Origin of the sequence: Streptomyces sp. NPDC057280 (assembly GCF_042668605.1) — a bacterium.
In the GTDB taxonomy this organism is placed as follows: Bacteria; Actinomycetota; Actinomycetes; order Streptomycetales; family Streptomycetaceae; genus Streptomyces.
The window spans coordinates 1-6,358 of the sequence record NZ_JBHUYR010000023.1 but is presented as its reverse complement, the minus strand read 5'-3'; the positions used below and the strand labels follow the sequence as shown (position 1 = coordinate 6,358).

Below are 6,358 nucleotides of genomic sequence, written 5' to 3'. Positions count from 1 at the left end.
GGAGAGACGAGACGACATCCACGAAGCCTTCCTCGGCATCGCCACCTGCCTCATCACACACCGCCACGTCCAACGCCTTTGTTAGGACCTCTAAGAGGCGGCCGTCGTCATCGCGGCCATCAACGAGTCGCTGTGACCAGGCGGCTCAAGACCGGAAGCACGCCCCGCAGGTCGTCGTCGTCCACCGTGACGGTCGCCTCCTCGCGCGCTCTTGCCGAGGCATTGAACGCCACGCTCAACCCGACAGACGCGAACAGCGGCAGATCGGAGCGGCTGTCCCCGACGGCCGCACACGAGCGGGAAGCCAGCCCCAGCTCCCGCGCCTGCGCGAGAGCGCAATCCCGCTTGTCGTACTCGTCGAAGTGACAGGCCACCCGGCCCGTGAACCGGCCCTCGGCTGTCTCCAACCGAGGGCCGCTGAACCCATGGAAGCCGAAGCGATCAGTCAGGTAGCTGCCGACTGGCGACCAGGCGAGAGTCGCCAGCATGGGCACCAACCCGTTGCGTCGACACCAGGTCACGGTCTCAGTGATGCCCGAGACCAGGGGAAGCCTGTCGAGCCAGCCAGAGACCTGATCTTCGAAAACCCCTGCCCAGCCCGCGGCATCCAGTTCAGAGACCTGCCGATTGTCCAGGGCGCCGGAGGCATAGGCGTCCTCGGCCTTGGCCAACTCCTCCTGATGGCCCAGGAAGCCAGCCAGAAAGACCGACGAACTCGTGCCGGGGACGAGGGTGCCATCGACATCGAAGAACACAGCGCCCGCGTGATCGGATGAGAACACCGCCCAAGGATGCCACTGCCTCGCAAAACGCCACCCCGGGGAGCACCGGGCACCCCCGGCTGTATCCGATACACGCCTTGGCAGCCGTTTTGCTCCCGAACGCGGTCATCGCCCGGGGAGCGTGTACCCGCTGCGGCTCACACGCCGCGCGTCGCCGCGATGATCAAGGCGGAGGCGATGACCAGAACGGCTACCAGCCCTATGACCATGCGGATGCGGCCCATCCACTGCGCCCACCCGGACCGGTCGTCAGGGCGTTCGTGGCAGCATCCGGCGGCCGTAGATGTGCTGCGTGTGCCGAACAGGATGCTGCACCAGATGCATACCTCGTCTTCCAGCCGGTACGCGCTGGTCAGCTGTGCGCAGGCATCCGGATCTGTGTCCATGTCCCGTGCCGTCATACGCCCGTCAACGACCGAAAGGTCGCCAGGAAACGCCAAACGGGGTGGCGACACCCCCGGCGCACAGGACTGATGTCACCCCCCGATGTCGGGTGGTCAGTCTGCATCGGTTGGGTGGACGGCGATGAATCTCCCACTCCAGCATCCGCATGCGCTCGATCGGCTGGTCCGCCCTCGCCATCGGCGGTCTTCTCGCTCCCGAGACCGAGAACGTTGCGTGCTCAGTACCGCTCGCGATGAGGCGAACGTGACAACGACGAGTTCAGTCGGTCCTCACAACATCCGACAAGGGCACGTCGATCGTGCTCACGTCACCCATGATGTCGACGGTCAGCCGCACACGTCCACGACCGAGGTCGACGGTTCCGACAGGGCCACTGAAGCCAGCGAATGGTCCTCCGGTGACCCGCACAACGTCGCCTGTCCGAACCTTCGCCTCTTCCACCATGCCTACTCTCTCCAGGCGTCATCGACGCCAACTGCCAAAGAAGACCGAGGATGCACACTCTGCGAGCCGGTCGTATTCAAGCACGGACGGCGGCGCTGCTTGATCGCTCGCGGCTCACCTCAGTCATTTCCGATGCGCGGCACCTGTTGTCACACGGTCTCCGTGTCGCCCCTGACGAGTTGCTGATCGACTGACCTCAGTACGGTGTGGGTGCCGTGGCGCCCGGATTCTCGACTGCCTGTTGCAACGCGGCTTCCAGTCGGTCGCGGGCCTGGGTCTGGGCGGCGATCCGTTCATTGAGGACTGCCAGACGTTCCTGTGCGACCTGCAGGCCCCTGTCCGAGGGCGGTGCCGCAGCCACGTCGCCGTCCAGGCATGTCAGGAACACCCGCACGTCGTCCAGGGTGAGTCCGGCGGCCAACAGGTAACGGATGTTGCCCACTCGCACCACGGCCCGCTCGTCGTAGACGCGGTAGCCATTGGCGGCCCGTTCGCAAGAGATCAGCCCGGCCTGCTCGTAGTGCCGCAGCGCTCGAGCGGTCGTCCCGGTCGCCTTGGCCAGCTCACCGATCCGCACCCCTCCCACCTCCCGGGCCACTCCTATCACGCCACGACCGCTCCGCCGTCGACCGGGAGTACGACTCCGGTGACGAACGAGGCAGCCGGGGCGGCAAGTTGGACGATCGCCCACGCCACGTCCTCGGGGCGGCCGATCCGGCCGAGGGGGGTGTGTGTCAACTGCCACTTCCGCACCGCGGCCATACGTTCCGGCGTCAGACCCTGATGGACGCCGATAGGGGTGTCGACCGCGCCGGGCGCGACCGCCACCACCCGGATCCCCCGGGATGCCAGTTCGACCGCCCAGCTGCGGGTCAGTAGCTCCAGGGCGGTCTTGGTCGCCGCATAGACCGAACTGCCCGGCCAGGCCCGCTGTCCCACCGAGGTACTGACATTGACGATCACCCCCCGCGACGCCTCCAGGAGTGGCAGCGCAGCCTGAGACAGCAATATGGGAGCGACGAGGTTGGTGGCGAGCTGAGGCTCGATCATCTCGGGCGTCAGCGTGCCCAGGGCGCCGCTGCGTACGATGCCGGCGTTGTTGACGAGCACGTCAAGCCGACCGTGTGTCTCCAGTACGGCCTGGAGAATCCGATGAGGCTCGCCCTCGGCAGTGATATCGGCGGCCAGCGGCGTGATCCTGGCATCCCCGGCAGCGGTCTCTTCGAGCCGCTCGACTCGTCGCCCGATCGCGACCACGTGGGCGCCCTCGGCGGCGAAGGCACGGGCAGTGGCCCGGCCGATCCCGGTGCCGGCTCCGGTGACGGCGACGATCCTGCTGGTGCGCGGTGCGATGCTGTTCATGCTCGTCATCGTTCAACCCTGTCGCCAGTGGCAAGGTCAAACGGCGTCCGGCAGACAGTGGTCACCGGGTATGGCACTTCACCTCCCCGGGGCGGCCGGCGGTGCCGTTGAAGATCAGGTGATGGTGTCTTCGACAGTCGCACGTGGTCGAGGACGGTCTCGGGGCCGGTCATCTCCAAGCCGTGCCGCAGTTGCGGGGCGGGGTCGGCCACGCGTAAGTCGGCCTGCCGGTGGGTGCTCCGCAGGATGCTCAGGAAGGTGGAGTTGGAGGAGGTGTCGAGCACCACCCGGGTGTGTTCGGAGGCCGCGGTCTCTAGCGCGTCGGTGAGCGGGTTCGATGGAGTGAAGGTCGGGGGCGCCGTTGGCGACGACGCAGGCCCCGCCGCCTTCGTACGGAGCCCACCCCGTGGTTGACGACAGCATGACCGCGCTGCGGTCGGCGCTGGCGACACACGTTCGCCCTGTCGTGTCGTCAGGGAGGCGGCTCGGCACCGACGGGCTCGGACATCGACACGGGTTGGGGTCTCCTTCGAGCCTCGACCTGTGTAAAGGACGTAACCACTGACTACGCTGACGGCACATGGACGCGATCTTCCGGCTTCCGCCTCAATCCCCCCTGGCCGCGGCTGTTTCCGAGGAGTGGGGTTTGCTCCCGCTGCGTGTCCCCATGGGCTGGAACGTCATCTACAACACGTTGATGGCCCGACGCCTGCCGGATGGAAGAGTCGAGGTCAACGACTCCGAGGACCTGAATTGGGCACGGACCGCACGACCGCCGTGGCTGACCGAGCAGGAGGCGGTGCGGAAGGGCGGCCTGCAGGCCCGGGAGATCAATATCGACGCGGGCTGGTATTACGGCTGCGGCTTCCGCGTTGTCGTCCTCGACCCTGACTGGGACCATGAGGGAGCCTCCTACACCACTTCCGACCTCGACGAGTTCCTCGCCACCCTTGAGGGGTGGATGCGAATGATCAGCGAGCGGGGGGAACTCCCCAAGTCGTGAGGTCAACTTCCAAGCTGTCTCCTGGCATCGCGTCAGGCAGCATCAGCGCCAGGGCATCGTGGCGGTTCAGAAGCTGACTCACGCGGCGCGGTGGGCCAGGCTGTCTTCGACCTCTTGGGCCAGGCCGAACAGCATGTCGGGCCGGTGTCCGGGCCGGCCCACGACGCCGGCGACGGCCGGGACGTCCGCCAGCAACGGCAGCAGCTGGGCCGCGCCGGGCCGCCCGCACGTGAGAGGAGTCGATCACCGCCCGCGACCAGTCCAGCTTCTTCGCCGACCGTAACTTCCTCAGCAGCACCAGATGCAGCTGATTCCACACGCCGGCCTCGTTCCACGCCGCCAGGCGACGCCAACAAGTCAGACACGAGCCGAACCCAGCTCCTGGGGCAGCTACTCCCGCTGGATCCCGGGCACGAACGGGATCCCGCACTGTGTCTGCCGGTCCGGAATCGCGGCCGGCCCGCCACCGACTTCGGACCCGGTCGGGACGACAACTGCTCGATCAACAACCACAGTCCGTCCGAGACGAACCACGTCCTCGGCCGCCGCTTCCCCACCACCACCCCAACGAACGCCAACACCGACAGCCACATGATCAACCGACTCCTTGTCGGGGCCCCTTAGCTGGAGGAGTCAGGCTTGTCCCTAGCCAGGTCGCGCAGCCCTGCCAGGGCGGTCAGGATGCCGCGTGGACCGCCTCTTCGAGGCCGCGGGCCGTGATGAGCTGTGCGTTGTCGTCGGCGAGGCTGACGCGCAGTCCCACCACGGCGACCTGGCCGGCGGCGACCTTCGATCCTCGGGCGCGCGCCTGCGGGCCCGCCCTCACCGGTCATGCCGTCCCCACCAGGTGCTGAGCGAGGGCGCTTTGGGGCGCGGCAGGGGGATTCTGCCTGGTGGGCGGTATGCGGGCGGCGTCTCGGGGCAGGCGGGCGGCATGAGGCCTCCCCAGGACCACCATCGGCGTGACCGTGCACGCAAAGCCGACCCGCGTGCAGCAACTGACACCGGTTCCGGCAGCGCTCTCAGGGAGGAGCAGGTCGTGGAGCTGCTGCGGGAGAGAGAGCAGCTCAGGCAGGCCATGCAGGAGCAGCCAGTGATCGACATGGCCTGCGGGGTGCTGATGGCCGGCTTCGCCTGCGACCCCCGGGAAGCCAAGAGCCTCCTTGCCGCCGTGGCCGGCCGGGCCGACGCCAGCGTGCGGAAGGTGGCTGAGGCGGTCGCCTCGGCTGCGCGGGGCAAGCCGCTGCCCGAAAGGCTCCAGGAGCACCTCGTGACAGCGGCGCGGGCCCGGCAGACGGGGCGGACATGACAGCGGCTCAGAGAGGGGAGGGGGACGGCGCTCAACAGAGAGGGCCGCGGGTACCGTGTCATATCCTCCGGTTCCGAGTAGACGGCCGCGGGGCGTTGAGAGCGGTACTTAAGATGATCTGCATGACGTCCTCCGGTCAGATCCGTCAACCGACGAGGCGACCGCGGGTCGGGCGCTCCGCATTTCTGACGTGTACCCCCCTGTTCTGGGGGTTGGCGCGGAGCACCGCGTTGTTGGACATCGACCTTGTCCAGGACACACCGGACCGGCTGACGGGACGGTTGCTCTCCGGCGATCTGGACGTCAGCTCGATCTCCTTGGTCGAGTATCTGCGGCACAGCGATGACCTCGTGATGCTGCCCGACATCGCCGTCGGAAGTGACGGGCCGATCCAGTCCTGCGCGATCGTCACGAAAGTGCCGCTGAGCGCGCTGAATGGCCGCACGGTCGCACTCGCCACGACCAGTCCCACCACCGCACAGATGTCCCGGTTGCTGTTGGAGCAGCGCTACGGGGTCACTCCGAGGTATGTGACCGGGCCGCCTCTGGAAGTCATGCTGGAGTCTGCCGACGCCGCTGTCCTGACCGGGGACGCCGCCCTGGCGGCGACGATGAACCCGTCCGTCTCTGCCGGCGTTCGGACGTACGACCTGGGTGAGCTGTGGAGACACTGGTCAGGGCTGCCTTTCGTACTGGCCGTGTGGGCGGTACGAAAAGAGACAGCGGCGCAGCGGCCGGACATGGTCGGTATGGTGCACCGCAGTCTGCTGGCCGCGCGGGGCCTCGCGCGGAGTGAGTCCCGCGAGCTTGCCGACCGGGTTGCCCTCTGGGAACCGTTCACCGCCCCGATGCTGCAGGACTACTTCACCCGGACCCTGGCCTTCTCCCTCGGAAAACGGGAACGGCTGGGACTGAGCGAATTCGCGCGCCGTTCGGGTACGTCACGACTGCTCTCCCCTCTTAGAGGTCCTAACAGAAGTCGGTTGATCATGTGACTGTCGGTGTGGTGGTTCGTTGGTGCAGTCGTGGGGAAGCACCAGCCGAGGCCGTGGG

The 6,358-nt window shown here is 67.3% G+C and carries 9 protein-coding genes; 3 read left to right on the top strand and 6 right to left on the bottom strand.

Annotation, left to right across the window (positions count from 1 at the left end):
• Nucleotides 1-119 precede the first annotated feature (119 nt).
• The 5 genes from ACFUO4_RS45660 to ACFUO4_RS45640 all read right to left on the bottom strand — a co-directional run bounded on the left by ACFUO4_RS45660 (nucleotide 120) and on the right by ACFUO4_RS45640 (nucleotide 3,002).
• Nucleotides 120-782, bottom strand: a complete 663-nt coding sequence (locus ACFUO4_RS45660; protein WP_383497255.1) for an HAD family hydrolase — start codon at nucleotides 780-782, stop codon at nucleotides 120-122.
• Nucleotides 783-919: 137 nt separating this feature from the next.
• Entirely contained in the window at nucleotides 920-1,168 is a 249-nt protein-coding gene (locus ACFUO4_RS45655) for a hypothetical protein (RefSeq protein WP_383497252.1), read from the bottom strand.
• Between the two features lie 277 nt (nucleotides 1,169-1,445).
• A complete protein-coding gene (locus ACFUO4_RS45650) occupies nucleotides 1,446-1,631 on the bottom strand; it encodes a KOW motif-containing protein (RefSeq protein WP_383497249.1) in 186 nt (61 codons plus the stop codon).
• Nucleotides 1,632-1,827: 196 nt separating this feature from the next.
• Nucleotides 1,828-2,208 (bottom strand): MerR family transcriptional regulator, encoded by a 381-nt coding sequence (locus ACFUO4_RS45645; protein ID WP_383497247.1) that lies wholly within the window; start codon nucleotides 2,206-2,208, stop codon nucleotides 1,828-1,830.
• Between the two features lie 26 nt (nucleotides 2,209-2,234).
• Nucleotides 2,235-3,002: an SDR family NAD(P)-dependent oxidoreductase gene (locus tag ACFUO4_RS45640; protein ID WP_079305840.1), complete on the bottom strand. Its 768-nt coding sequence runs from the start codon at nucleotides 3,000-3,002 to the stop codon at nucleotides 2,235-2,237.
• Nucleotides 3,003-3,573: 571 nt separating this feature from the next.
• On the opposite strand from ACFUO4_RS45640, the gene ACFUO4_RS45635 reads away from it, so the two are divergent.
• Entirely contained in the window at nucleotides 3,574-3,996 is a 423-nt protein-coding gene (locus ACFUO4_RS45635; RefSeq protein ID WP_383497243.1) for a hypothetical protein, read from the top strand.
• Nucleotides 3,997-4,672: 676 nt separating this feature from the next.
• Here ACFUO4_RS45635 and ACFUO4_RS45630 read toward each other — a convergent pair.
• Nucleotides 4,673-4,822 (bottom strand): hypothetical protein, encoded by a 150-nt coding sequence (locus ACFUO4_RS45630; protein ID WP_383497240.1) that lies wholly within the window; start codon nucleotides 4,820-4,822, stop codon nucleotides 4,673-4,675.
• Nucleotides 4,823-5,035: 213 nt separating this feature from the next.
• On the opposite strand from ACFUO4_RS45630, the gene ACFUO4_RS45625 reads away from it, so the two are divergent.
• Both ACFUO4_RS45625 and ACFUO4_RS45620 read left to right on the top strand, forming a co-directional pair.
• Nucleotides 5,036-5,305: an ANTAR domain-containing protein gene (locus tag ACFUO4_RS45625; protein WP_383497237.1), complete on the top strand. Its 270-nt coding sequence runs from the start codon at nucleotides 5,036-5,038 to the stop codon at nucleotides 5,303-5,305.
• A gap of 113 nt (nucleotides 5,306-5,418) precedes the next feature.
• The gene (locus ACFUO4_RS45620) at nucleotides 5,419-6,300 is read left to right on the top strand and encodes a menaquinone biosynthetic enzyme MqnA/MqnD family protein (RefSeq protein WP_383497234.1); all 882 of its coding nucleotides are present in this window, start codon (nucleotides 5,419-5,421) and stop codon (nucleotides 6,298-6,300) included.
• Nucleotides 6,301-6,358 lie beyond the last annotated feature (58 nt).

What these genes read in the sequence shown, in the direction of transcription:
- ACFUO4_RS45655 (WP_383497252.1), bottom strand. Translation starts at nt 1,168, where the DNA reads ATGGACACAGATCCGGATGCCTGCGCACAGCTGACCAGCGCGTACCGG.
- ACFUO4_RS45650 (WP_383497249.1), bottom strand. Translation starts at nt 1,631, where the DNA reads ATGGTGGAAGAGGCGAAGGTTCGGACAGGCGACGTTGTGCGGGTCACC.
- ACFUO4_RS45640 (WP_079305840.1), bottom strand. Translation starts at nt 3,002, where the DNA reads ATGACGAGCATGAACAGCATCGCACCGCGCACCAGCAGGATCGTCGCC.
- ACFUO4_RS45635 (WP_383497243.1), top strand. Translation starts at nt 3,574, where the DNA reads ATGGACGCGATCTTCCGGCTTCCGCCTCAATCCCCCCTGGCCGCGGCT.
- ACFUO4_RS45620 (WP_383497234.1), top strand. Translation starts at nt 5,419, where the DNA reads ATGATCTGCATGACGTCCTCCGGTCAGATCCGTCAACCGACGAGGCGA.